At 63.6% G+C, this 21,770-nt stretch carries 21 protein-coding genes; 9 read left to right on the plus strand and 12 right to left on the minus strand.

What is annotated here, in order from left to right:
* Window positions 1-6: 6 nt before the first annotated feature.
* The 6 genes from X265_RS23665 to X265_RS23690 form a co-directional block, all read right to left on the minus strand.
* The gene (locus tag X265_RS23665; protein ID WP_164939038.1) at window positions 7-972 is read right to left on the minus strand and encodes a sugar kinase; all 966 of its coding nucleotides are present in this window, start codon (window positions 970-972) and stop codon (window positions 7-9) included.
* A gap of 29 nt (window positions 973-1,001) precedes the next feature.
* On the minus strand, window positions 1,002-1,988 hold the full coding sequence (denD, locus tag X265_RS23670) for a D-erythronate dehydrogenase (RefSeq protein WP_128966982.1): 987 nt from the start codon (window positions 1,986-1,988) through the stop codon (window positions 1,002-1,004).
* A gap of 76 nt (window positions 1,989-2,064) precedes the next feature.
* A complete protein-coding gene (locus X265_RS23675; RefSeq protein ID WP_128966983.1) occupies window positions 2,065-2,940 on the minus strand; it encodes a carbohydrate ABC transporter permease in 876 nt (291 codons plus the stop codon).
* Between the two features lie 3 nt (window positions 2,941-2,943).
* On the minus strand, window positions 2,944-3,891 hold the full coding sequence (locus tag X265_RS23680) for a carbohydrate ABC transporter permease (RefSeq protein WP_128966984.1): 948 nt from the start codon (window positions 3,889-3,891) through the stop codon (window positions 2,944-2,946).
* A 65-nt stretch (window positions 3,892-3,956) separates the two neighbouring features.
* On the minus strand, window positions 3,957-5,270 hold the full coding sequence (locus X265_RS23685; RefSeq protein ID WP_128966985.1) for an ABC transporter substrate-binding protein: 1,314 nt from the start codon (window positions 5,268-5,270) through the stop codon (window positions 3,957-3,959).
* 54 nt (window positions 5,271-5,324) lie between these two features.
* A complete protein-coding gene (locus X265_RS23690; RefSeq protein ID WP_128966986.1) occupies window positions 5,325-6,386 on the minus strand; it encodes an ABC transporter ATP-binding protein in 1,062 nt (353 codons plus the stop codon).
* A 204-nt stretch (window positions 6,387-6,590) separates the two neighbouring features.
* Between X265_RS23690 and gntR the strand changes: the two genes are divergently transcribed.
* From gntR to X265_RS23720, 6 genes are all read left to right on the plus strand, one after another.
* Window positions 6,591-7,688: an HTH-type transcriptional regulator GntR gene (gntR, locus tag X265_RS23695; protein WP_244659296.1), complete on the plus strand. Its 1,098-nt coding sequence runs from the start codon at window positions 6,591-6,593 to the stop codon at window positions 7,686-7,688.
* 127 nt (window positions 7,689-7,815) lie between these two features.
* Entirely contained in the window at window positions 7,816-9,645 is a 1,830-nt protein-coding gene (locus tag X265_RS23700) for an IlvD/Edd family dehydratase (protein ID WP_128966987.1), read from the plus strand.
* A 133-nt stretch (window positions 9,646-9,778) separates the two neighbouring features.
* Window positions 9,779-10,510, plus strand: coding sequence for an SDR family oxidoreductase (locus tag X265_RS23705; RefSeq protein ID WP_128966988.1), 732 nt, complete (start codon window positions 9,779-9,781; stop codon window positions 10,508-10,510).
* A 16-nt stretch (window positions 10,511-10,526) separates the two neighbouring features.
* Window positions 10,527-11,273, plus strand: coding sequence for an SDR family NAD(P)-dependent oxidoreductase (locus X265_RS23710; RefSeq protein WP_128966989.1), 747 nt, complete (start codon window positions 10,527-10,529; stop codon window positions 11,271-11,273).
* A 28-nt stretch (window positions 11,274-11,301) separates the two neighbouring features.
* On the plus strand, window positions 11,302-12,459 hold the full coding sequence (locus X265_RS23715) for a serine hydrolase domain-containing protein (protein WP_128966990.1): 1,158 nt from the start codon (window positions 11,302-11,304) through the stop codon (window positions 12,457-12,459).
* Between the two features lie 3 nt (window positions 12,460-12,462).
* Window positions 12,463-12,855 carry a GFA family protein gene (locus X265_RS23720; RefSeq protein WP_128966991.1) on the plus strand — a complete coding sequence of 131 codons (393 nt, stop codon included), beginning with the start codon at window positions 12,463-12,465 and terminating at the stop codon, window positions 12,853-12,855.
* Between the two features lie 2 nt (window positions 12,856-12,857).
* On the opposite strand, the gene X265_RS23725 is transcribed toward X265_RS23720, so the two are convergent.
* Window positions 12,858-13,769: a DMT family transporter gene (locus X265_RS23725; protein ID WP_128966992.1), complete on the minus strand. Its 912-nt coding sequence runs from the start codon at window positions 13,767-13,769 to the stop codon at window positions 12,858-12,860.
* Between the two features lie 91 nt (window positions 13,770-13,860).
* Between X265_RS23725 and X265_RS23730 the strand changes: the two genes are divergently transcribed.
* From X265_RS23730 to X265_RS23740, 3 genes are all read left to right on the plus strand, one after another.
* Window positions 13,861-14,727 (plus strand): LysR family transcriptional regulator, encoded by an 867-nt coding sequence (locus tag X265_RS23730; protein ID WP_128966993.1) that lies wholly within the window; start codon window positions 13,861-13,863, stop codon window positions 14,725-14,727.
* Between the two features lie 73 nt (window positions 14,728-14,800).
* The gene (locus X265_RS23735; RefSeq protein WP_128966994.1) at window positions 14,801-15,481 is read left to right on the plus strand and encodes a site-2 protease family protein; all 681 of its coding nucleotides are present in this window, start codon (window positions 14,801-14,803) and stop codon (window positions 15,479-15,481) included.
* 93 nt (window positions 15,482-15,574) lie between these two features.
* Window positions 15,575-15,997: a hypothetical protein gene (locus X265_RS23740; RefSeq protein WP_128969381.1), complete on the plus strand. Its 423-nt coding sequence runs from the start codon at window positions 15,575-15,577 to the stop codon at window positions 15,995-15,997.
* Between the two features lie 11 nt (window positions 15,998-16,008).
* Here the strand turns inward: X265_RS23740 and tolA are convergent, their stop codons facing one another.
* Genes tolA through X265_RS23765 form a run of 5 tightly spaced genes read right to left on the minus strand, consistent with a single transcriptional unit; the run spans window position 16,009 to window position 21,551 of the window.
* Entirely contained in the window at window positions 16,009-16,797 is a 789-nt protein-coding gene (tolA, locus tag X265_RS23745) for a cell envelope integrity protein TolA (RefSeq protein WP_128966995.1), read from the minus strand.
* Between the two features lie 10 nt (window positions 16,798-16,807).
* Window positions 16,808-17,269, minus strand: a complete 462-nt coding sequence (gene exbD, locus X265_RS23750) for a TonB system transport protein ExbD (protein WP_128966996.1) — start codon at window positions 17,267-17,269, stop codon at window positions 16,808-16,810.
* Between the two features lie 3 nt (window positions 17,270-17,272).
* On the minus strand, window positions 17,273-18,283 hold the full coding sequence (gene exbB / locus X265_RS23755) for a tonB-system energizer ExbB (RefSeq protein ID WP_128966997.1): 1,011 nt from the start codon (window positions 18,281-18,283) through the stop codon (window positions 17,273-17,275).
* Entirely contained in the window at window positions 18,280-18,969 is a 690-nt protein-coding gene (locus X265_RS23760; RefSeq protein WP_128966998.1) for a Fe2+-dependent dioxygenase, read from the minus strand. The genes exbB and X265_RS23760 overlap by 4 nt, the downstream gene beginning before the upstream one ends.
* A gap of 20 nt (window positions 18,970-18,989) precedes the next feature.
* Entirely contained in the window at window positions 18,990-21,551 is a 2,562-nt protein-coding gene (locus X265_RS23765) for a TonB-dependent receptor (protein ID WP_128966999.1), read from the minus strand.
* Between the last annotated feature and the right edge of the window lie 219 nt (window positions 21,552-21,770).

A 21,770-nucleotide genomic window follows, 5' to 3' on the forward strand; every position in this document is an offset into this window, starting at 1 on the left:
TTCGTTTCACTTGGTGGCCTGACGCGTGGTTGCCGGCCGGTGCCGCTTCTTCGGCGGCATGGCATAGCCCGGAATGATGGCGCCGGGATAGCAGATCACGAGGCTGGCGAGGCGGTGCCCGGCCTGAGCGGCCTCGCCCGGATCGGAACCCGTGAGGCGGGCTGCGATATAGGCCGCCGCAAAACTGTCACCAGCCGCCGTAGTGTCAACGACCGGTTTGCTCATGGGTTCGGCCCGGGCCTCGCCGGTCCCGCCGGGAAAGCGGAGCAGGCTGACGGGCTCGGCGAGCCGGAACACCAGTTCGGGCGTCGGAATGCGCGCCATCAATTGCTCACGGCTTTCGCCGGGATAGAGCGCGAGCAGATCTTCGGTCGAGGTCAGCACGATGTCGGCGGCCGCAAAGGCCACGGCGAACACCTCGCGCGCGACATCGCGATCAGGCCAGCCGCGCGCGCGAAAATTGGTGTCGAATACGAAGCGAGTGCCGAGCAGGCGCGCGCGCTTGATCGCCGCGAACAGGCGTTCGCGGCCGGGCGCATCGTAGATCGAGAGCGTGATCGCGGAGAGATAGACGATGTCGTAGCTCATCAGCGAGTTGAGCAGCTCGTCCGTCTCCGGCAGGCTCATCAGCTGCCGTGCCGCCGCACTGTCCCGCCAGTGGAAGAACTGGCGTTCACCCTTTCCGTCCGTCTGGATCATGTAGATGCCTGGCAGCTTGCCGGGCAGCCGCACCACGCGCCGCGTGCCGACCCCCTCGGCATTCCAGGCCGCGATCATCTCCTCGCTCAGGGCGTCATCGCCGAGCGCGGTGAGATAGTCGACCTTGACCTCGAGCCGCGCCAGGTAAACCGCCGTGTTGAGGGTGTCCCCGCCAAAGCCGCGCGAGTACAGGCCACCGCCCTGCCCGGCCTGCCCACCTTGAGCCTGCCGAAGCTCGACCATGCACTCGCCGATGCAAGCCACGCTCGCCATCGTCATATCCACGCTGTTCATCCGACAACTCAGGCGACGAAATTGCCGCCGAGTTCGTCTTCGATGTGAATGCGGATGATATCGTCGAAATTCTTCTCGGCGGTGGTGAAGCCGAGCTCGAGGGCTCGCTTGGGGTTGAAGTTGCGCGGCCAGCCGCCGACGATTCCGACGATGAAGGGATCTGGCTCCCGCTTGATGCGGGCTGCGACCTTCTCGCCGGCAACACGCTTCAGGGCCGCGATCTGCTCGCCGACCGTCGCGGACAGGCCGGGCATCGTCAGGTTACGGCGCGGACCGACGGTCGCGAGGTCCATGGTGCCGGCGTGCAGCAGGAAGCCGACGGCCGAGCGCGGCGTCGCGTGCCAGTGGCGGACGTCCTCGGACACCGGGAGGATCGCCTCCTTGCCGGCCAGCGGCTCGCGCAGGATGTTGGAGAAGAAGCCCGATGCCGCCTTGTTGGGCAGGCCGGGCCGGATGCAGATCGTCGGCAGGCGGATGCCGATGCCATCGAGAAAGCCGCGACGGGAATAATCGGCCAGCAGCAGTTCGCCGATCGCCTTCTGGGTGCCGTAGCTCAAGAGCGGGGTGTGGAAGAACTCGTCGCCGATCGCGTCCGGGAACGGGGCGCCAAACACCGCGATCGAGGATGTGAACACCACGCGCGGCTTGTAGCCGCCGCCGACGAGGCGGATGCCATCCAGCAGCATCCGCGTGCCATCGAGGTTGATGCGGTAGCCCTTGTCGAAATCGAGTTCGGCTTCGCCCGAGACGATCGCAGCGAGATGGAAGATCACGTCGGGACGACCTGCAATCAGCTTCTCGGCCGCACCCGGCACGGCGAAATCGCCCGAGACGGTTTCGACGGCAAAACCGGCCTTTTCCGGCTTCTTGGGCTCGACCACGTCATGCATGGTCAACTTGGTGATGTCGCTCATGCCGAGCCGGCCGTCGCGCAACAGCCGTTCACACAATTTGCGACCAACCATGCCGGCCGCGCCCAGAACCAGAATGTGCAAGAGCCTACTCCTTCTTATTGGCCGGAACGCGCCGCTCTTGAAACGTATTGGCGCGTTCTCAGGCAGGCCCCGCTGGTCACTCCTTCACGGCGCCGGTCATCGCCGACACATAGTACTCTACGAAGAAGGAATAAAGGATAACTACGGGGACCGAGCCAGTCAGGGCCGCCGCCATCAGCGCGCCCCAATGATAGACGTCGCCGTTAACGAGCTCGGTGATGGCGCCGACCGGAATGGTCTTGTTCTCCGAGGATGAGATGAAGGTCAGCGCGTAGATAAACTCGTTCCAGGACAGGGTGAAGGCGAAGATGCCGGCCGAGATCACTCCCGGCAGGGACAGCGGCAGCGTGATCTTGACCAGGATCTGCAGCCGCGTCGCCCCGTCGATCAGCGCGCATTCCTCCAGCTCATAGGGAATGGTGCGGAAATAGCCCATCAGCAGCCAGGTGCAGAACGGGATCAGGAAGGTCGGATAGGTCAGGATCAGCGCGAGATTGCCGTCGAACAGGCCCAGCTGGAACACGATCGCCGCCAGCGGAATGAACAGGATCGAGGGCGGGACCAGATAGCCGAGGAAGATCGCAAGGCCGACATAGCGCGAGCCCTTGTAGCGCAGACGCTCGATCGCGTAGGCCGCGCAGACACTGGCGAACAGCGAGATGAAGGTCGAGGACACCGAGACGATGACGGTGTTCCACATCCACTGCGGATAGTCGGTCTCGAGGAACAGTTTGTGGATATGCTCGAGCGTCGGATGCGCGATCAGGAACGGATTGTACTTCTCGTAGTCGTACATCTCCGCATCGGGTTTGAACGTCGTCACCGCCATCCAGTAGAACGGAAACAGCAGGAAGAAGATGATCAGGCCGAGCGGGAGGTAGACCCGGAGAAACTTCCGCGGGAAGCTTTCCAGATAGTCCATTCCGACGCTTTGGTCGTCCACGGTGGTCATGGGTCAGTCCCTCCCGCCCTGCTGCCAGCGAGAGCGCTGAAGCCCGAAGAAGCTGAGCAGGATCGCGGCGACCAGGAACGGGATCATCGCATTCGAGATCGCCGCGCCCTCGCCCAGATTGCCGCCGGTGATGGCGCGCTGGAACGACAGCGTCGCCATCAGGTGCGTGGCGTTGATCGGCCCGCCGCGCGTGATGGTGTAGATCAGCTGGAAGTCGGTGAACGTCATCAGCACCGAGAACGTCATCACGACCGCGATGATCGGCGACAGCATCGGCAGCGTGATGTGGCGGAAGCGCTGCATGTTGGTGGCGCCGTCGAGGTTTGCGGCCTCGTAGAGCGACGGCGAGATGGTCTGCAATCCCGCCAGCAGCGTGATGGCGACAAATGGCACGCCGCGCCAGATGTTGGCGAGCACGACCGACCAGCGCGCATTCCAGGGATCGCCGAGGAAATCGATGTAGTGATTCAAGAGGCCCGCTTTGATCAGCACCCAGGAGATGATCGAGAACTGGCTGTCATAGATCCACCAGAAGGCGATCGCCGACAGCACGGTCGGCACCACGAACGGCAACAGCACGATGGCGCGCATCATCGACTTGAAGGGCAGCCGCTCGTTGAGCAGCAGGGCCAGGTAGAGTCCGATCGCGAACTTCACGATGCTGGCGAATACCGTATAGAAGATGGTGTTGAACACCGACAGCCAGAACACCGAGTCCTTGGACAGCGAGACGAAGTTCTGGAAGCCGATGAAGCGGCCGACGCCGCCGATCTTGGTGTCGGTCATGCCGAGCCAGAAGCCGAGCGCCAGCGGGTAGGCCAGGAACAGGATCAGGATGGCGATCGCCGGCACCATGAACATGGCGCCGAGAAAATTCCGGCTTTCGAATGCCCTCCTCCAAAGGCTGCTGCGCTTGACCTGCGCCGCGACGGGCTCGGCAATGACGGCCATGTCGGACTCCCTCACAGAACGACGACGGCGGCGCCCAGCGAACTGGACGCCGCCGCGCTAGCGGATCAGACTTGGTAGTAGCGCTTGGCGCGCTCGGCGGCGCGTTTGGCGGCTTCCTGCGGCGTGGCCGAGCCGGAGGCGGCTTCGGCGAACATGTCGACCACGACGAAGTCGCCCATGACCGCGGCCGAGGCGTAGCCGAGATCGCCGGCATAGCCGTTGTCCAGGCAGCGCTTGAGGCAGTCGCGGTACGGCGTGATCTTGGGATCGGAGGTCCAGACCGGGTTGTCGTTGTAGGCCGGCAGCGGCGGCGAGACGTAGCCGTTGGAGGCGACCTCCCAGGCGTCGTAGTTCTCCTTGTCCATCATGAACTTGATGTATTCCTTGACCGCCTTCGGATACTTCGAGTGCTTGTAGCCGTAGTAGACCAGGATGTTCTGCTGTTCGGTCGGCTTGCCCACGGGGCCGATCGGCATCGGCGCGTGGTCCATGTCCTTGGCGATCTCCTGTTGCTTGGGATCAGGGGAGTTCTTGCCGACGGTCCAGATCGAGATGCCGTTCAGGGTGAGACTGAGCTCGCCATTGAGGAAGGCCTTGTTGTTGTTCGAGTCGTTCCAGGACAGCACGCCCGGAATGAACGTCGCATAGAGCTGCTTGACGTATTCGAGCGCAGCGATCGTCTCCGGAGAATCGAGCACGACCTCGTTCTTCTCGTTGACGACCTTGCCGCCGAACGCCCACAGCGCCCATTGGCACCAGCCGTTGGCGTCACCCGTGGCATGACCGAGCGCGAAGCCGGCCGGGGTGTTGTTCTTCTTCAGCGCCTGGCAGAGCTTGAGGAAGCCATCGGTGTCCTTCGGGAACTGCTCGAAGCCCGCGGCTTTCACGTGGCTGATGCGATAGTTCAGGCAGCCACCGGTCGCGCCTTGCGGAATCGCGATCCAGCCATTGCCCTTCTTGCCGTACTTCTCCGCCACCGGATACCAGCCGCCATACTGGGCTCCGAGATATTGGGCGACATCGGTGACGTCGATCAGCTTCTCCGGGAATTTGTGGGGGTCGTCGAGCGTGCCGATGATGAGGTCGGGACCGGCGCCGACATTGGCGGCAACGGCCGCCTTCGGACGGATGTCCTCCCAGCTCTCGGCTTCCAGCTTCACCTTGACGCCGGTCTTCTCGGAGAACTTCTTGGTCTGCTCGGCGAATTTGTCGAACTCGGCCTGGATAAACTGCTTCCAGCGCAGCACGCGGATGGAGGCATTCGGCTCCGGCGTGTTGGTCCACTCCGCAGCTCGGACCGGGACGATGCCCGGGCCGGCCAGCAAGGCTGCGCCGCCCAGGCCGGCTTTAAGCACACTGCGCCTGTCGAAATCGCTCATCGTTCTCTCCCTGAATTTTATTTGTATTTGGCAGTCTAAAGTTAAGTCACGCAGCTACATGCGCTTACCCGTCGCCTCGTCAAACAGATGAACCACCGACGGGTCCGGCTTCAGCCGCACCTTGTCGCCCGGGTTGAACTGGTGACGCTCGCGGAACACCGCCACGACCTGCTCACCGCCCACCTTGGCGAACACCTGCGTCTCCGAACCGGTCGGCTCGACCACGACGATCTCGGCCTCGGCGCCGTCATCGGCGATGGTGAAATGCTCGGGCCGCACACCGTAGACCGCGGGACGGCCGTCGGAGTTCGCCGGCGCCGATTTGAGCGGCAGCTTGACGCCGTTCGGACCTTCGAAGGTGGCAACGCCGTTCACGCGTACATGGCCCTTGAGGAAATTCATGGCGGGCGAGCCGATGAAGCCGGCAACGAACTGGTTGTCCGGCTTGTCGTACAGCTCGAGCGGCGTGCCCATCTGCTCGACAATGCCGTCATGCATCACGACGATCTTGTCGGCCATGGTCATGGCCTCGATCTGGTCATGCGTGACGTAGACGGTCGTGGTCTTGAGCCGCTGGTGCAGCTCCTTGATCTCGGTGCGCATGGCGACGCGCAGCTTGGCGTCGAGGTTCGACAAGGGCTCGTCGAACAGGAACACCTGGGGATCGCGCACGATGGCGCGGCCCATGGCGACGCGCTGGCGCTGGCCGCCGGAGAGCTGGCGCGGATAGCGATCGAGCAGCGGCGACAGCGCGAGGATCTCGGCGGCGCGCTTGACGCGCTTGTTGATCTCGTCGGAGCCGGCATTCCGCAGCTTCAGCGAGAAGCCCATGTTCTCGGCGACCGTCATGTGCGGGTAAAGCGCGTAGTTCTGGAACACCATCGCAATGTCCCGCTCCTTCGGCTGGACATTGTTGACGACGCGATCGCCGATCGAGATCGTGCCGGAGGTGATGTTCTCGAGGCCCGCGAGCATGCGCAGAAGCGTCGACTTGCCGCAGCCGGAGGGGCCAACCAGGACGACGAACTGGCCGTCCTCGATCGGGATCGACACGCCGTGCAGGACTTCAAAATTGCCGAACGATTTCCGCACGTCGCGGATTTGCACAGACGACATCTAGCTCCCTCCTCCGACTTAGACAGCGCAACTGTCGCGCCGCCACCGTCTTGTTTTTCTGAACTTCGCCGACCCGAAGCCTCTGTTAACAGGCGACATTGTCGGCAGTTTGTGCGGGTTTGGCAATTTGTCTTTGGTTAGTCGTTGCTGGTAGCGCTGTCAACGTTCCTTTGTTTGCGAGAGTGACTGTGTTAAGAGCAACAAATGGGACGAAAGCGCACCAAGTCTGGCAAGATTCGGCTGGCGGAAGTCGCCGAGCTCGCCGGCGTCAGCCCGATCACGGCGTCGCGCTTCTTCCGCAATCCCGAAGCACTGTCGGTTGCCAAGCGGACGCGGGTCGAAAGCGCGGCCCGGGAGCTCGGCTATGTGCCTAACCTTGCGGCCCGCGCGCTGGCCTCGCAGCGCACCGAGGTCATCGGTGTCCTGATTCCGTCACTGACCAACAACGTATTCTCCGACGTGCTGCGCGGCATCTATGACGCCTCCGAAGGCAGCCGCTACTCGATCCAGCTGTCCAATACGCGCTACTCCATCCTCCAGGAGGAGAAATTGCTGCGTTTGTTTCTGGCGCAGAAGCCGGCGGGACTGATCGTCACGGGGATCGACCAGACCGCAGAATCGCGCGCGATGCTGGAGGCCGCCGACTGCCCGATCGTCCAGATCATGGAGATCGGGCCCGACCCGGTCGACATGATGATCGGCTTTTCCCACTATGATGCGGCCCGCGCAGCGATTGCGCATCTGTTTGACCAGGGGCATCGCAAGATCGGCTTCGTCGGCGCGCGCATGGATCCGCGGGTGCAGCGCCGGCTCGACGGCTATGTCGCTGCCATGAAGGACGCCGGGCTCTACGATCCAAGATTGATCGTGACCACGGCGACGCCGACCTCGGTGACGCTCGGCGGCGCGCTGTTCGCCGATCTGATCGCACGCGAAAGCGATATCGACGCGGTGTTTTGCGCCAATGACGACCTCGCGCTCGGCGTTCTCTTCGAGTGCCGGCGCCGGGACATCGCCGTCCCCGAGCAGATCGCGATCGTCGGTTTCAACGACCTCGAATTCATGGCCTCCGCGGTGCCGACGCTGACGAGCGTACGGACCAACCGCTATGAGATGGGCAGCACGGCTGCCACGATGCTGATCGAGGCGATCGAAGGCAAGCGCCCGGAACAGCCCGTGCTCGATCTCGGCTTTACGGTGATGGAGCGGCAGAGTTCGCATGCGCCGCGGCCCCCGACCGGCCCGCGGACCGGCGACTGGGCGTCGATCGTACAAAATGATAGCGTTACCAACGACCCATGAGTAGTATCGCAATTGTGAGGAAACGTTCGCCAGCAGGCGGGCCGTTGTTACCTGCTCGCGCCGCCGGGCAGCGCACCGATCGACTTTCCCGACGTCGGCCCGTGCGTTTGCATTGAAGGAGAAACCAATGACAAAAACACCAACCAACGGGCATGCGCCCGCCGGCAACGGCACCCGCCGCCACCTTCGCTCGCAGGAATGGTTCAACAACCCGCATAATCCGGGCATGACCGCGCTCTATATGGAGCGCTATCTCAACTTCGGCCTCACCCGCGCCGAACTGCAATCCGGCAAGCCGATCATCGGCATCGCCCAGACCGGCAACGACCTGTCCCCCTGCAACCGCCATCATCTCGAGCTGGCCCACCGCGTTCGCGAGGGCATCCGCGAGGCGGGCGGCATTGCCATGGAATTCCCGACTCACCCCATTCAGGAAACCGGCAAGCGCCCGACCGCGGCGCTGGACCGCAACCTCGCTTATCTCGGCCTCGTCGAAGTGCTCTACGGCTACCCGCTCGACGGCGTGGTGCTGACCACCGGCTGCGACAAGACCACGCCGGCCTGCATGATGGCGGCCGCGACCGTCAATCTGCCCGCGATCGTGCTGTCAGGCGGCCCAATGCTCAACGGCTGGCACAACGGCGAGCGCACGGGCTCCGGCACCATCGTGTGGAAATCGCGCGAGCGGCTCGCCGCCGGTGAGATCGACTATGAAGAGTTCATGGAGATCGTGGCCTCCTCGGCGCCCTCGGTCGGCCATTGCAACACCATGGGTACCGCCTCGACCATGAACGGGCTTGCCGAAGCCCTCGGTTTCTCGCTGCCGGGGTGCGCGGCCATTCCCGCCCCCTACCGCGAACGTGGCCAGATCGCCTACGAGACGGGAAAACGCATCGTCGACATGGTCTGGGAAGACCTCAAGCCGTCGGACATCCTGACCCGCAAGGCGTTCGAAAACTGCATCGTCATCAACTCGGCGATCGGCGGCTCGACCAACGCGCCGATCCACATCAACGCCCTCGCCCGCCATATCGGCGTGGAGCTGTCGATCGAGGATTGGCAAAAGTTCGGCCACGACGTGCCGCTCCTGGTCAACATGCAGCCGGCCGGCTTCTATCTCGGCGAGGAATTCCACCGCGCCGGCGGCGTGCCCGCCGTGGTGCGCGAGCTGATGAAGCACAAGCGCATCCATGAGGACGCGATCACGGTGAACGGCAAGGGCATCGGCGAGAACTGCAAGAATGCGCCTTCGCCCGACAACGACGTGATCTGGGCTTACGACAAGCCGCTGGTGAAGGATGCAGGCTTCCTGGTGCTGAGGGGCAATCTGTTCGAGTCCGCGATCATGAAGACCAGCGTGATCTCCAAGGAATTCCGCGACCGCTATCTGAACAATCCGAAGGACCTGAATGCCTTCGAGGGCCGTGCCATCGTATTCGAGGGTCCGGAGGACTATCACGCGCGGATCGACGATGCCTCGCTCGACATCGACGAGAATTGCGTGCTGTTCATCCGCGGCACCGGGCCGATCGGCTATCCCGGCGGCGCCGAGGTCGTGAACATGCAGCCGCCCGCCGCCCTGATCAAGCGCGGCATCCTGTCCCTGCCGTGCATCGGCGACGGCCGTCAGTCCGGCACCTCGGGCTCGCCGTCGATCCTGAACGCCTCGCCGGAAGCTGCCGCCAATGGTGGGCTCGCGGTCCTCAAGACCGGCGACAAGGTGCGCATCGACCTCAACAAGGGCAGCGCCAACATTCTGATCTCGGACGAGGAGCTGAAGAAGCGCCACGCCGAACTCAAGGCCGCCGGCGGCTTCAAGCATCCGCCGAACCAGACGCCTTGGCAGGAGATCTATCGCAACACCGTCGGCCAGCAGTCGACGGGCGGGTGCATAGAGCTTGCCACACGCTACCAGAACGTCGCTTCCGCGTTCGGCGTGCCGCGGGACAATCACTAGCACCGTCATTCCGGGGCGCGACGCAGTCGCGAGCCCGGAATCCATCAGGCCACCGACATCGCAGCACAATGGATTCCGGGCTCGCGCCAAGAGGCGCGCCCCGGAATGACCAATTCAAAAGGAGAACAAGAAAATGGCAGACCGCCTCAAGGGCAAGCGCGCCGTCATCACGGCTGCAGCGGCAGGCATCGGGCGCGCCTGCGCCCTCGCATTTGCGCGCGAAGGCGCGACCGTCATCGCGACCGACATCAACGAGACCGGCATCGCCGGGCTGACCAAGGAGGGCATTGCCGAGGTCGCAAAGCTCGACGTTCGCAACACCGCCGACGTCAATGCCTTTGCCAAGCGCATCGGCAAGATCGACATCCTGCTCAACGCGGCCGGCTTCGTGCATCACGGCACCATCCTGGAATGCTCGGAGGAGGATTTTGATTTCTCGTTCGACCTCAACGTGAAGTCGATGCACCGGACCATCAAGGCGTTCCTGCCCGACATGATCGCGGGCGGCGGCGGCAGCATCGTCAACATCTCGTCCTGTGCCGCGCTGCGGCCGCCGGCAAACCGCTACGTCTACAGCTCCTCGAAAGCTGCGGTGTCGCTGCTGAGCCGGGCCGTCGCCCTCGACTTCATCACCAAGGGCATCCGCTGCAACTCGATCTGCCCCGGCACCGTCGAGACTCCCTCGATGCTCGACCGCGCCGCCGCGCAGGGGCCGCAGGGCAAGGAGATGTTCATCTCCCGCCAGAAGATGGGCCGGCTCGGCACCGCGGACGAGATCGCGGCCATGGCGGTCTATCTCGGCAGCGACGAGAGTGCCTTCACCACCGGCGTCGACCTCGTCGTCGACGGCGGCTACATGCTCTGACGCCAAAGGCCACAGCATGAACCAGATCGATCTCAACGGCCGCGTTGCCGTCGTCACCGGCGGAGCGCAGGGCTTTGGCCGCGCCATCGCCGAGCGGTTCGTCGCCTCGGGCGCCAAGGTGGCGATCTTGGATTTCGACGCGGCGCTGGCCGAGAAGACCGTCAAGGAAATGGGCGACAACGCCAAGGTCTTCAAGGTCGACGTCACCGACAGCGCCGGCGTCGAGCAGGCGCGCGATGCGACCTTGGCCGCGTTCGGCAAGATCGACATCCTCGTCAACAATGCCGGCATCGCCGGCGTCAACAAGCCGGTCTGGGAAACCGATCTCGAGGAATGGCGTAAGGTGCTGCGCATCAACCTGGACGGCCCCTTCATCGTCTGCAAGGCGATCGTGCCTGTGATGCTCAAGCAGAAATACGGGCGCATCGTGAACATCGCCTCCATCGCCGGCAAGGAAGGCAATCCGAACGCCGCGCACTATTCGGCCTCCAAGGCCGGCCTGATCGCGCTGACGAAATCGCTCGGCAAGGAGCTCGCCGCGCACGACATTCTCGTCAATGCGGTGACCCCGGCAGCGGCAAGAACCGCGATCTTCGATCAGATGACACAGCAGCACATCGATTTCATGCTGTCGAAGATTCCCAAGGCGCGGTTCGTGCTGGTGGAAGAGCTCGCCGCGATGGTGGCGTGGCTCGCGTCCCAAGATTGTGCCTTCTCGACGGGCGCCGTGTTTGATATTTCTGGGGGACGGGCGACCTACTGAAGCATGGGCCGCCCCAAGGGGCGGGGCCATGCAGATCGGGCGACGAAATTTCGTGAAGCTCGCAGCGAGCGCGGGCGCGCTGCCGCTGCTTTCGCGACCATCTCGTGCTCAGCTCGCGCCCAATCCGTCGAGCGTCCGCCCGCCGTCCCCGGCCGAGCGCGCGGCCATGGCCCGGCTCGCGCAGGCCTTCATGGGCAAGTTCGACGTACCGGGGCTTTCCGTCGCGATCGGTTATGCCGGGGCGATCGTGCATCAGGCAGCCTACGGCCTCGCCGATCTCGAGCAGAATGAGGCCGCGACGCCGCACCATCTGTTTCGCATCGCCAGCATCAGCAAGATGATCACCTCGGTCACGCTGTTCCGGCTGATCGAGGAGAACCGCGTCAAGCTTACAGACCGCGTGTTCGGCCCCGGCGCGCTGCTCGGCACCGACTACGGCGGGCCACCGTACTCGCCCGGCATCGATCAGATCACGCTCGAGCATCTCCTGACGCACACGGGCGGAGGCTGGACCAACGACAACCGCGATCCCATGTTCTCGCATCCGCACATGGATCATGCGCAGCTGATCAGTTGGACGCTGGCCAACCGGCCGCTCGACCATCCGCCCGGCCAACACTACGCCTATTCCAATTTCGGCTATTGCGTCCTGGGCCGGGTGATCGAGAAGCTGACCGGACGCCGCTATGACGAGCACGTGCGCAGCGAGGTGCTCGCCCGGTGTGGCGTCACCGACATGACGATCGCCGGCAACACCCGCGAGCAGCGCCAGCCCGGCGAAGTCGCCTATTACAGCCGTGGCGAAAGCCCCTACGGCATAGACGTCCGCCGGATGGATTCGCATGGCGGCTGGATTGCGACGCCGACTGACCTCGTGCAGTTCCTGATGCATGTCGACGGTTATGCGCGGCCGACGAATATCCTACGGCCGCATACCATCCAGACGATGACCACGGCACCGAGCTACAGCCCGGACTATGCCAAGGGTTTCTGTATCAACAGATCAGATAATTGGTGGCACAATGGCAGTCTGCCCGGCACCAGCACCATTGCGGTCCGAACCCATGGAGGTTTCTGTTGGTCAGCCTTCACCAACACCAGACGACAGAATACCAGCATGGATAGTGAACTGGACCAACTCAACTGGACCATGGCGCGCCAGGTCGGCGAATGGCGAGTGGCCTGAGCCATGATCCGGGAAGGTGGATGCCTGTGCGGCGCGGTGCGGTTCAAGGCGGAAGGCGAGCCGCTGAACGTGCGGATCTGTCATTGCCGCATTTGTCAGAAGGCGATGGGCTCGCCCTACTTCGCCCGCGCCCAGTTCGACCAGAAGGCGCTGACCATCACGGGCGACACCGGCCGCTACGCGTCGTCAGAAAATATCGACCGCGTGTTCTGCAAGACCTGCGGCACGCGGCTGTTTGCCTGGCGGCGCAACGGCACCCTGGCCGGCGTGGCGCTCGCGACCTTCGACGACCGCAACGCCTTCGCGCCCACAGAGCACATCTGGGTCTCGGAAAAGCTCACCTGGGTGAAGCTCGACGACGGCTTGACGCAGTACGAGACGACGATTCCGGCGTGAGGTCACGGCCGGCTCGAAGCCGAGATGCCGGCAGCCCGAACGTGCTGTCCTGAGGTCGTGGCCAGCCAGATCCCGGCAAACACCGCGACGATGCCGGCCACCAGATTCCAGCGCAGCGGTTCGTGCAGCAGCCAGGCGCCGACCAGCGATGCCGTGATCGGATTGACCGTCACCGAGATCGCCACGCGCGTCGGCGTCGTTCGCTCCAGTGCGAAGGCCCAGAGATAGAAGGTCAGCGCCGCACCGAAGGCGCCCAGATAGAGTGCGGCCAGCCACTGCGGCGCGCCAAAGCCTGCGACGGGCGCAAAGCTGCCGCGGAAACATGAGAGCAGGATCAGGCAGACAGCTCCCGCCGCCATGCTCATGGTCGTGAAGGCGATCGGGCCGGAGCGCCGGATCAGCGGCTTCGACCAGATGCCATACAGCGCCATGCACAGCGCAGCCGCCATCATCAAGAGATCGCCGCGCCAGGCACCCGATGGCGCCGAGCTGAGATCGGTGCGCAACGCGACGGCAACGCCTGATGTGGCCACCACGACACCGATCGACATGCGCCAGGTCAGCGCTTCGCTGCCGAGCGCAGCGCCGATCACCAGCGTCAAGAGCGGCAGCGTCGATAGCGCGAGCGCACCGCGCGCCGCCGTCGTGAAGATCAGCGATGCGTTGAACAAGATCGGAAACAGCGCGAAAAAGAGGATGCCGAGCCCGATCGCGGCAGCCCAGTCGCCGCGCGCCGGCCAGCGGTCACCACGCAGCAACGCCAACGGCAGCAGCAGAAGAACGCCGATGCCGAACCGGAACGAGCCGATCGCCAGCGGATCGATGCTCGTCACGAGGTAGCGCGTGGCGCCGATCGAGGTGCCGCCCAGCGCGCTCGACAGCACCGCGGCCAGAACGCCAAGAACCTCGCCCACAATCCCTCCTCTCGAACGCCCGGACGAACAGCATACGGGCCGTGCCGAAACAGGGAATGGAATTTCCGTCATGCTGGGATAACGTTTGGTGATGACCACACCCGATCTCGATCCCGATCTGCTCAAGGCTTTTCTCGCCGTCGCCGAGCATCGCTCGTTCACGCGGGCGGCCAATCAGTTGAACCGGACCCAGTCGGCGGTGAGCGTGCAGGTCAGGCGGCTGGAGGAGCGGCTCGGCACAAGACTGTTTCAGCGCAATCGGGACGGCGTCGTGCCGACCGCCCCGGGCGATGAGCTGCGCACCTATGCCCAGCGAATCCTCGCCCTTCAAGCGGAAGCGGTCGGGGCGCTGCGCGCCCGCAAGCCGGAGACCGTCATCCGCCTCGGTGTGATGGACGATTACGGCACGATCGTCATTCCGCCACTGCTGGCGAGCTTCGCCGAAGATCATCCGGAGGTCCAAGTCGAGATCGAGACCGGCCTGACGGCAACCATGCCGGCCCAACTCGGCGAGGCCTATGATCTCGTCATCGCCATGCACCCGGAAGGACACGGCGACGGCGAACTGCTGCGGCATGAGCAGGCCGTCTGGGCGGCGGCGAAGTCATATACGGCCGGGTCGCAGGATACTTTGCCTGTCGCACTCTATCCGCCGGGATGCCTGTTTCGACAATGGGCCGCAGGCGCCCTCGATGCCGCGCGCCGGCCCTGGCGCCTCGCTTTTGTCAGCCGGACGCTTGCTGCGGTGGAGGCGATCGCGGCGCAGGGGCTTGCAGTCACGGTGGTCAAAGCCGGCACCTTGCCTGGCCGGCTCCGCCTCCTGTCGGATCGCGACGGCCTCCCGCCACTACCGGGAGCGGACATTCGCCTCCACCGCGCGCGCGATCTGTCGCGGCCGGCCGCGCTGCTCGCCGATCATTTGCAGCGTGGCATTTCGGAACCGGCCACCCTATGTTGACCTGAAGCGTTGCTGCACCGCCGGATTGGCCGGGTCGTCTGCAAGGCGACAGGCGAATCGGGACGGACACGACGTGAACATTTCCTTCTACGATCTTTCGGTCTGGGTGCTGCCGCTGGTGCTCGCCATCACTTTCCATGAGGCCGCACATGGCTTCGTCGCGCACCGGCTCGGCGACAACACCGCCTGGCAGCTCGGCCGCGTCAGCTTCAACCCCATCAGGCACATCGATCCGTTCGGCACCCTGATCCTGCCGGCGATGCTGCTGTTTGCGCATTCGCCGTTCCTGTTCGGCTACGCCAAGCCGGTGCCGGTGAATTTCCGCAACCTCAATCATCCGAAGCTGGACATGGTCTGGGTTGCCCTCGCGGGTCCAGTTACCAATATCATGCTGGCGCTGGTCGCGGGGCTCGCCCTCCACGCCTTGCCATGGGCGCCCGCCGGTTCGGCGCAATGGATCTTTGACAATCTCAAGAATGCGCTGCTGATCAATGCCGTGCTGGCTGTCTTCAACATGATGCCGATTCCGCCGCTTGACGGCGGGCGGGTCGCGGTCGGGCTGTTGCCGCGGCCTCTCGCCTTGCCCCTGGCGCGGCTCGAGCCGTTCGGCATGATGATCCTGATCGGCCTTCTGATCCTGCTACCGCTGGCGGGTTCCCAGTTCGGTCTAAATCTTGATGTTATTTCAGCAATACTGCGGACGTTGACCGGTTATGTGATTCAAGCTGTTCTCTTGGTAACCGGCAATGCGTAGTTGAAGGTACAGTCCCGACATCCGCTACTTTGAGATCCTGCACTTGAAGACAAAGCCGAAGGGCTAGAGGCCAACTTGGTCAAAGCTGCCGATATGCTGATCGCGCGACGCGCCGACACCCGTGCTCGCGCCGATTTCGCCACCTGGAAGATGATGGCCAAGCTGAATGGTTTGTCGGCGCTGCCTCCGGATGCCCAAGGCTTCCTCGACGGCTACAAAAAGCTGCTGGAGCGGATGAGCGAGGACGAGGCCTCCGAGGCCTCCATCGCCGAGGTCTACAAATCCTACTATCTGGAGATGGGCGGCGCCGGGAACCCGCCCGACGTCCGCAGCCGGCCGGCCGAACCGAAGACGGATAATGTTACCGCCTTCCGCCGCCCGGCGCCGAAGCCGAAGAAGACCGCCATGTTCGGCGCAACCCTGTTTGGTGGGACCCAGAAGCGTCCCCTGCCGGTGGCGCTGATCTTCGCCTGTCTGGTGGTCGTCTACGTCGGGATCAAATTCTACTGGCGCTGACGGGTGGGTGACTATTTCGGCTTCTTGAAATTCACCGGCAGGCTGAAGGCGAACTGATCGTCTGTCAGCTCGGCCGGCGGGACCGGCACCGGATCCGAGCGACGCACCATGGAGATCGCCTCATTGTCGAAGGCCGGATCCCCCGAGGTCTGCGCCACATCGACGGAAACGACATTGCCGCGTCGGTTGAGGACCAAGCTGAGCTTGACCGTCGTCGTCTTGCTCCTGTCCTTGGGATAGCGCTTGTGCAGCTCGAAATAGGCGCTGATGCGTTTGCCCCATTCAGCCGTCAGCTTGCGGACGTCCTTGCCGATGCCCTGATGCGGCGCAGCGGCCTTCTCGTCCTCGCGCGCGTTCTCGTCTAAGGCCTGCCGCGCCGATTCCTGCGCGTTCGGCATTTCCTCGACAGCCTGGGTTTCGACCTTGGCCACCTTCGTGGTGTCCTCGACCGGCTTCTTGGAGGCGTTCTCGGTGACGAGGCGGTCTGGGTCCTCGGCTTCCTGAGGTGTTTCCTTCGGCAGGTCGGTCTCTTTCACCTCAGCCTGCTGCTGCATCTGCTGCGGCTGGTACTGCGAGGCTTCGCTGTCCGGCCCGGGCGGCAGATCCGTTTCAGGCAGCTTTGGCGAGGTCATTTCCACGGCGTATTCGGCCCCGTTGGCGCCGAGGCCATCGTCTCCGTCATCGGCACGCAGGTTGGCGAGCGCCAGCGCAGCCCCGCCGAGATGCAGGCCGATTGCGGCAATAGCGGCCAAAATCCAGAGCCGCCGGGATGGTTTCGCGTCGATTACAGGGTCGGTCATCGCGCTGCCGTCAGGGTTGGACCGCTCCTTGCGCCGGGCCAGCCGCCGCAGGAGGTGCTTCGAGCGCCACCAGCTTGATATGAGAATAGCCGCCTGCGCGCAGAATTTCCATCACGCCCATCAACTCGCCGTAAGGGACCGCCTTGTCGGCGCGCAGGAACACGTATTTGTCCTTGCTCATGTCGGCGACGGCATCGAGCGAGCTGACAAGGTCGGTCCGCTTCACCGCGTTTTCGCCGATTGCCAGCGTCAAGTCGGGCTTGATGCTGACATAGGTCGGCTTGTCCGGCTTCTTCTGCGGCATCGCGCTCGACGTCGGCAAATCGATCGGAAGATCGACCGTCGACAATGGTGCTGCGACCATGAAGATGATCAGCAGCACCAGGATGACGTCGATGAACGGCGTGACGTTGATGTCATGCGTTTCCGAGAAATCGTCATCGTCATCATTGTCTGTGAGCGAGACGGCCATGGCCTACTCCGCCGCGCGCGAATGCGCGCTGCCATGGCTGCGATCGAGATCGCGCGACAACAATCGCGCCGCGGCGCCCGAAGCGCGGCTGACGAGCTCGAGATAGCCCTTCGTCACGCGCGAGAAGTGATTGTAGATGATGACGGCCGGGATCGCGGCGACGAGGCCGATCGCGGTGGCGAGCAGCGCCTCGGCGATGCCGGGCGCGACCACGGCAAGATTCGTCGTCTGCGACTTCGAGATGCCGATAAAACTGTTCATGATGCCCCACACGGTACCGAACAGGCCGACGAAGGGCGAAGTCGAGCCGATGGTCGCGAGGAAGCCCATGCCGATGCGGATGCGGCGCTGCTCGGCACGCACGATCTCGGCGAAGCTGGACGCCGCGCGCTCCTTGATACCGCTGTCGCTGGAGAGGCCAGCCGACATCCGCGCCTCGCGCAGCGCTGCGGTCAGGAAGGACGGCAGGATGCCCTCCTTGGTGCCGAGCGCCATCTGGGCTTCCGAGAGCGAGCGGACCTCCGCGATCTTCTTCAAGGCCGAGCGAAGCCTGGCGGACGCCAACGACAGCTCGATCGATTTCGCAATGAAGACCGTCCAGGTCACGAGCGAGGCGAAGGCAAGCCCGATCATCACCGCCTTTACGATGATGTCCGCCGACATGAACATCACCCAGGGCGACAATTCCTTCATGGCTGGTGCAATGCCGGCCTTCGGGGCAGTGCTGCCCGCCTCGACTACCGGGGCCACGGCAGCATCGGTCGCGGGTTTGCTGGGCGTCGCAGCCACGGGGACGGCCGCCGCAGGGGCCGCAGTCGCCGGCGCAGGTGCGGTCATCGCGCCCGGCTGGGTGGCGACGGCGGGGGCCGGCTGAGCCGGCACGGGCGCCGGTGCCGCAACAGGCCGAGCCGGCGGCGGCTGGGTTTGTGTCTGAGCCGAAACGGGACCCGCGAGCCAAGTGGCCGTGAGCAGCAGGGCGGCAGCGAGGCTTGCTTGGAAAGATGTCATCTTCATACTTCGGCCCAGGTGCGAATAAGGTTGTGATAGATACCCGTCAATTTGACCGTTTCGGGATCGTCACGCCCGAGACGTGCCGCCAGTGCCTGAATGGCGGTGTCGAGGTCGAAGATCATGCTGCGGGCTTGATCGTCACGTATCATGCTCTGGAGCCAGAAGAAAGAAGCAACCCGCGCCCCCCTCGTCACAGGGGTGACCAGATGCAGGCTGGTCGAGGGATAGAGCACGCAGTCCCCGGCTGGCAACTTGACTTCGTGCGAGCCGTAGGTGTCCTCGATCACAAGTTCGCCACCGTCGTAATCCTCGGGCTCACTGAGGAACAGCGTGACCGACAGGTCGGTGCGGATGCGAAGGCCGGTCAGCCGGTCGCCTCGGATCGCGTTGTCGACATGGAGGCCGAAATGATGCCCGGCGCTTGCGGCATATCGGTTGAACAGCGGCGGGAAGATCTGAAGCGGAATCGCCGCCGCCAGAAATCGCGGGTTCGCCGTCAGCGCCGAGATGATGCGGTTGCCGAGCTTGCGCGCGACCTCGCTGTCCGGCGGCAACTGCTCGTTGCGCTTGACCATTGCCGACTGCGCGCCTGCGGTGGAACGGCCGTCTTCCCATTCGGTGACGTCCATGATGCGGCGGAATTCCGCCACATCATCCTTGCTCAGGACGCCTTCTATGCATGTCAGCATGGCACCTCGTCACGTCTCCTTCAGTAGCGCGCGGACAGAACCAGATAGGCGGCACGACCTGGTGCTTCCAGCACGAAGGGGGCCGCGCTCTGGTACAGCGCGTCGTAGTAGCGCTTGTCGAAGATGTTGTTGACGAACAGCTTCAACTGCCAGTTCTTGTTGATCTTGGCTTCCGCGAATGCATCGAACCGCCAATAGCTCGGAATCGACGTGCCCTGGTTGGCCGCGAGCAAAGTGCCGCCGTAGATCTTCGAACGGTATACCGCCTGCCCGCCCAGCTCCCACGTGTCGTTGAGCTGGTATTTCGAAAGCAGGCTAAAGGACTGGTGCGCGATATTCGCCAGAGGCCGGCCCACGTTGGACGCGTAGAGCGTGCTGTTGGCCGGCGGCGCCAGCGACTTCGTCACCTCCGACTGCATCAGGACGAGGCCGCCGAAAACGCTCCACTTGTCCGTGATCTTGCCGCCGATGCCGAGATCGATGCCACGGACGCGGTAGGCTGCGCCAGCAGTAATACAAGAGACGGTCGTTGCCGGCGCCACGGGAGCATAGGTGCAGCCAAGCGCGGCAGCCGCAGCCGTACTGCCGACGTTCTGCGCCTCACGCGCGTTTTCCTTCGTCGTCTGGAACAGTGCTGCGGTCAGGAGCAGGTGACGATCGAACAACTCCCACTTGGTGCCGAGTTCGATTGCCTTGTTCTTCTCGGGACCGAATATCTGGTTGTTGCCGCCCGCAAGATTCGGGTTGATGCCGCCGTAGGCCGTGCTCGTGCCATCGAACTCCGAGCCAACCGGGTTCGCCGAGGTCGCGTAGGCGACATAAACGCTGCCGTTGGGCAGCGGCTTCAACGTCAGGCCGAGGTTGTAATCCGGAACCAGAAATTCCGCAGACTGCTGGCCGAAGGCGCCAGCCGCCGTGTAAGCCGACGTCTTGACGCTGTAATCGTCGTAGCGGAATCCGCCATTGAGGATGAGGACGTCGCGATAGTTCGCGCTGTCCATCACATAGCCACTGACGGTCTCAATTCCGATCCTCGTCGGCCTACCGGTCAGACCTGCCGGAATCGGGAAAGGATTGTCGGTGGCTTGCGGATAAAAGACGCTGACGCCGGACGTCGATCCAGATCCGGTGAAAGGCGTTGTCCCTGTCGTGATCTCCGAGCCAAGTCCTGTATAGCTGTCGATCGACGATCGCTCGTTGTCGTATTCAATACCAGCAAGCAGCGTGTGCTTGAAGCCGGCATAATCATCGAACTTGTAGGTCGCCTCCGTCTGATTGGCGAACACATCGGTGGCCTGATAGCGGCTCTGCGGGTTTGCGTTCACCGTATAAGCAGTGAACGGAGCGCCAGCGGCCAGCGTCGGCGATTCCGGCAGTGTGCCGATGTAGTTCTGCGTCGAGTGTGATTCCCTGATCTTGTTGGTGAGCAGCAGATCAGGCGTGACCTGAACCTCTGCATTGATCGTGCCGATGTCCTGTCCGGTCCTGTAGAAGTCGCGATTGACGAAGCCGTAGAAGTTGGTTCGGTTGACGCCGAAGTCCGGGAAAGGACCGCCTGACGTCGACGACGTGCTTGGCCGATAATACGGCACGCCGAAATCGGGAATACCCGTCAACTCGGTGTGGATATAATTCCCCGTGATCTTGATCGCATCGGTCGGCTTCCAGGTCGTGGCGACGAACGCGCCATCGCGATTGTCCTTGACCCGGGCTCGCCCTGCGACATCGGCATCCTGGAACAGACCGCCGGCCCGAACGGCGAGCGAAGGATTGATCACCTGGTTGACATCGAGCGTGACACGCTTGGTCTGGTCGGTGCCAAACGTCGTGTCCATGTTGTAGAAGCTCTTCTCCGTCGCTGCCTGCTTGGTGACAATATTGATGGCACCACCGGCCGTGCCGCGGCCCGCGAAAGATGATGCGGGACCGCGCAGGATCTCCACCTGCTCGGTGAAGAAGTTCTCGCGCACGCTGACGCCGGAATCGCGCACCCCGTCGATGAAGACGTCGTTGCGGGCGTCGAAACCGCGGATGAAGAAGCGGTCGCCGAAGGCGTTGCCCCCCTCGCCCGTGCCGAGCGTCACGCCGGCCGTGCTCAGGATCGCCTGCTTCAGCGTGGTGGCGTTCTTGTCCTCAAGCACTTCCTTGCTGAGCACCGTGATCGACTTCGGCGTGTCGACCAGCTTCTCAGGGAATTTGCCGCCGGCCTGGACGTGATCGACCTTGTAGGGCGCGGCCGGGTCCGCATAGGGATTGCGATCGGCCGCGGGCGCGCTGGCAGGCTCCACCGGCGTCTGCGCGGCCTGCTGACGTTGCTGCGCGGCCCGACGCAGCGCATTGCGGGCGCGGACCTGATCGGGCGTCGGTTTCGCAGCAGCGGAGCGCAGCCGCTCTTTCGGCGCGTCGACGTTCACGGCGGGCAGATTCGTTTGCTGGGCCTGTGCTCCGCTCGAAACGGACGCGACCGCGATCAAGCCCGCAACTGTGGAAACAGTCTTGCCCGTTGCGGCATCGAAACTGCCACCGACTGAAGTCCGTGCCGCGGTCGAACGCAACGACCGCGGAGCCCTCGCCATACCCATCCTACGCCCCATTCCGTTTCTGCAATGTGTCGCATTGTGACATTGCGACGCATTGGTCGTATCGAGCGCGGCAAAGAGGGTCAACGCAGTCACGGCATCTGCAATCTTGAATCGGTCCAGATCAAAACGATTCTAAGTACGAATTTGAAACGCTTCTAAACTCGAGTTTATAAGCGTTCTAATCTGGGGCCTTATTTGGTCCTTGCGATGCATTCTGTC

Origin of the sequence: Bradyrhizobium guangdongense, from assembly GCF_004114975.1 — a bacterium.
In the GTDB taxonomy this organism is placed as follows: domain Bacteria; phylum Pseudomonadota; class Alphaproteobacteria; order Rhizobiales; family Xanthobacteraceae; genus Bradyrhizobium; species Bradyrhizobium guangdongense.

Excerpts from the sequence above, each read along its gene's own strand:
- X265_RS23665 (WP_164939038.1), bottom strand. The coding sequence starts at position 972 with ATGGCGAGCGTGGCTTGCATCGGCGAGTGCATGGTCGAGCTTCGGCAG.
- X265_RS23675 (WP_128966983.1), bottom strand. The coding sequence starts at position 2,940 with ATGACCACCGTGGACGACCAAAGCGTCGGAATGGACTATCTGGAAAGC.
- X265_RS23680 (WP_128966984.1), bottom strand. The coding sequence starts at position 3,891 with ATGGCCGTCATTGCCGAGCCCGTCGCGGCGCAGGTCAAGCGCAGCAGC.
- X265_RS23685 (WP_128966985.1), bottom strand. The coding sequence starts at position 5,270 with ATGAGCGATTTCGACAGGCGCAGTGTGCTTAAAGCCGGCCTGGGCGGC.
- X265_RS23690 (WP_128966986.1), bottom strand. The coding sequence starts at position 6,386 with ATGTCGTCTGTGCAAATCCGCGACGTGCGGAAATCGTTCGGCAATTTT.
- gntR (WP_244659296.1), top strand. The coding sequence starts at position 6,591 with ATGGGACGAAAGCGCACCAAGTCTGGCAAGATTCGGCTGGCGGAAGTC.
- X265_RS23700 (WP_128966987.1), top strand. The coding sequence starts at position 7,816 with ATGACAAAAACACCAACCAACGGGCATGCGCCCGCCGGCAACGGCACC.
- X265_RS23705 (WP_128966988.1), top strand. The coding sequence starts at position 9,779 with ATGGCAGACCGCCTCAAGGGCAAGCGCGCCGTCATCACGGCTGCAGCG.
- X265_RS23710 (WP_128966989.1), top strand. The coding sequence starts at position 10,527 with ATGAACCAGATCGATCTCAACGGCCGCGTTGCCGTCGTCACCGGCGGA.
- X265_RS23715 (WP_128966990.1), top strand. The coding sequence starts at position 11,302 with ATGCAGATCGGGCGACGAAATTTCGTGAAGCTCGCAGCGAGCGCGGGC.
- X265_RS23720 (WP_128966991.1), top strand. The coding sequence starts at position 12,463 with ATGATCCGGGAAGGTGGATGCCTGTGCGGCGCGGTGCGGTTCAAGGCG.
- X265_RS23730 (WP_128966993.1), top strand. The coding sequence starts at position 13,861 with ATGACCACACCCGATCTCGATCCCGATCTGCTCAAGGCTTTTCTCGCC.
- X265_RS23740 (WP_128969381.1), top strand. The coding sequence starts at position 15,575 with ATGCTGATCGCGCGACGCGCCGACACCCGTGCTCGCGCCGATTTCGCC.
- tolA (WP_128966995.1), bottom strand. The coding sequence starts at position 16,797 with ATGACCGACCCTGTAATCGACGCGAAACCATCCCGGCGGCTCTGGATT.
- exbD (WP_128966996.1), bottom strand. The coding sequence starts at position 17,269 with ATGGCCGTCTCGCTCACAGACAATGATGACGATGACGATTTCTCGGAA.
- exbB (WP_128966997.1), bottom strand. The coding sequence starts at position 18,283 with ATGAAGATGACATCTTTCCAAGCAAGCCTCGCTGCCGCCCTGCTGCTC.
- X265_RS23760 (WP_128966998.1), bottom strand. The coding sequence starts at position 18,969 with ATGCTGACATGCATAGAAGGCGTCCTGAGCAAGGATGATGTGGCGGAA.
- X265_RS23765 (WP_128966999.1), bottom strand. The coding sequence starts at position 21,551 with ATGGGTATGGCGAGGGCTCCGCGGTCGTTGCGTTCGACCGCGGCACGG.